At 31.5% G+C, this 2713-nt stretch carries 2 protein-coding genes; one reads left to right on the top strand and one right to left on the bottom strand.

Going from position 1 to position 2713, the window contains the following annotated elements; genetic code table 11:
* The coding region (locus tag BACCELL_RS15465) for a carboxypeptidase-like regulatory domain-containing protein (protein WP_007212826.1) at window positions 1–200 on the bottom strand (200 nt) is incomplete at its 3' end.
* A gap of 452 nt (window positions 201–652) precedes the next feature.
* Between BACCELL_RS15465 and BACCELL_RS15475 the strand changes: the two genes are divergently transcribed.
* Window positions 653–1846 carry a site-specific integrase gene (locus tag BACCELL_RS15475; protein ID WP_007212827.1) on the top strand — a complete coding sequence of 398 codons (1194 nt, stop codon included), beginning with the start codon at window positions 653–655 and terminating at the stop codon, window positions 1844–1846.
* Window positions 1847–2713: the final 867 nt, after the last annotated feature.

A 2713-nucleotide genomic window follows, 5' to 3' on the forward strand; every position in this document is an offset into this window, starting at 1 on the left:
GGTACGTTCGATAAAGTAAAATCACCATCTACACCGGTAATAGTACCAAGTTGAGTACCTTTTACCAATACAGAGGCTCCAATAACTGGCTGCCCATCTTCTTCAGAAATCACAACACCCGTGATTGTCTGAGTTTGGGCAGTTACTAGGCCTATTCCAACAAAAAGACAGGCCAATAACAGCATTAATTTTCTTTTCATAAATTCTCTCTTAAAGTTTAACTTTACATTAATTGTTTCTTTACTCTAACAAAATGCAAATATATTAATAAAACTGAAACGAACAATTATTTTGTTGAAAAAACCTTGTAAATCTATCAATTTGTTAATCAAATGCTTGTTTTTATGCTTAACAGCAGCTTTTTTGCACTTAAAAAACCTAAATGACATTCTGATTGCTATCACTCTGAAGCACCTCTCAGGCTATCATTCCTTAATAGATACCTCACCTTTTAAACTAAAAGTGTTAAAAATGTGCATTGGGAGGATTAATTTGAAAGTCATTTTACGTAGATTTACCTTTTTTATAAAGGAAATACAAAACAAAAAACACTTTGTAAAGCGTACTTTTACAGATATTAAGTCTTCTTTATTTCTTGTATAGCACATTATTTCGTCTTATTTGTTCATAGTATTAACTAAAACAACTAAAGATGAACAAGATTATTTACAGTTTAGTGTACAACCGGAAAAAGAGCCTTAATAAACGAGGCGTAGCTTTAGTACAGGTAGAGGCTTACTTGAATAGGAAGAAGAAGTACTTCTCTACTAAAGTCTATCTGAGACCGGATCAATGGGATGCGAAAAAACTACTAGTAAAAAACCATCCTAATGCAGATGCCTTAAATCGATTGATTTATGAGTTTATGGCCATGATAGAAAAGCGCGAACTTGAGCTCTGGCAACAGGGTAAACCTATCACTTTGGAGATATTGAAAGAGATGCTTTCTGAACAGCAAGAACAGGAAGATAAATCTTCATTTATACCTTTTTTTAAGCAGGAAGTGATGACTTCCGGCTTAAAGGAAAGTACCAAGCGTAATCATCTCTCTACGCTTGCACTATTGCAAGATTTTAAAAAGAATGTAACATTCTCTGATTTAACTTTTGAGTTTGTATCTTCATTTGAATATTTTCTGCAATCGAAAGGGTATCATACTAACACCATAGCTAAACATATGAAGCATTTAAAACGGCATATCAATGTAGCTATTAATAAGGAGTATATGGATATACAAAAATATGCCTTCAGGAAATATAAGATCAAAACCGTAGAAAATGGACATACGCATTTGGCGCCGGAGGAGTTAGAAAAAATGGAAACTTTGCAATTGACTGGAAGATATATAAAATACCAGAAGACATTGGATGCATTTCTGTTCTGTTGTTACGCAGGTATGAGATATTCCGACTTTGTAAATATGAAGCCGGAAAACATTGTGGAAATGCATCAGGAGACCTGGTTAATCTATAAGTCTATCAAAACCGGTACAGAAGTCCGACTTCCATTATATTTATTATTCAACGGAAAAGGAATTCAGATTTTGAATAAGTATCAGGCAAATCTACAAGATTTTTTTCATTTGAGAGATAATTCGAACGTGAATAAAGAGTTGATTATCATTACCCGATTAGCCGGGTTATCTAAAAAAGTGTCATTCCATACAGCACGACATACTAATGCAACGTTATTGATTTACAATGGTGTTAATATTACAACCGTGCAAAAACTTTTAGGGCATAAGAGTGTGAAAACTACGCAAATATACACTAATGTTATGGACATGACAATAATAAGTGATTTGGAGAAAAACCACTCATTAGCTCATCGTAAAAAAGGAAAATAAGTCTCGTTGAATTAAGGTGTAACCGTTTGCCATGAAGCTTTAGGAATATTGGATAATTGAGTTACACCTTTTTTATGACTTCACATATCTGGTCTATTTGAGATTCTGTTCTATTTCTCTTCTTTTTCAGTTTCTTGTATTATCTGTCTTTCATATTTAAATAGTAATATAAAGGAACTTAAGAAGCATTACACGCAATGTTGCCATAATATGCCTACTCCATAGCCCAAATACTATTTAAAGAATAATCTAAAATGAGAGTTATAATTACAAATAAGCAGATAATAATCTTTAGTAATAATGCTAATAATCAAAGCATTACAATGAGTCTATTTCTTGTCGACAAGAAATTAAGAGTTTGTCGACAAGGAGTTAACTTCTTGTTCTCAAACTCCTAACTTCTTGTTAGCAGTAAACGACATTCCTGACTTTTATTCAACAAGGTGTTCCACATAAAAATTCTTTTTGAATCACTTGGAAGATTATCCTATTTTATTGTCTGTGTAAATGAATATATCCATATTTAGAATTAATATATGTCAAAAAAATAAGACCATATAATATACTTCCCTTATGTATGTAATTTACCGATATGTTCCCAATATACTCTTCAAGCATTTCATACATATAAATGTTTTTTCAAACCTATAGTATTGGAATTATAATTCATCGTTTAGCCTTATTACCTATTAATATCTTGATAAACAGAATCTTGATATATAAATAAAGGATCATTTGAGTAGATACATGATTACAAAACTATTTATTATATATCTGGTAATTAGCTATTTAACAAATTGCAATTATCTCATGAAAAGTTCTTCCGGCATTTATTTCTCATTGATTATCAATAAAATATCACCTACT

Source organism: Bacteroides cellulosilyticus DSM 14838 (assembly GCF_000158035.1).
GTDB lineage: Bacteria > Bacteroidota > Bacteroidia > Bacteroidales > Bacteroidaceae > Bacteroides > Bacteroides cellulosilyticus.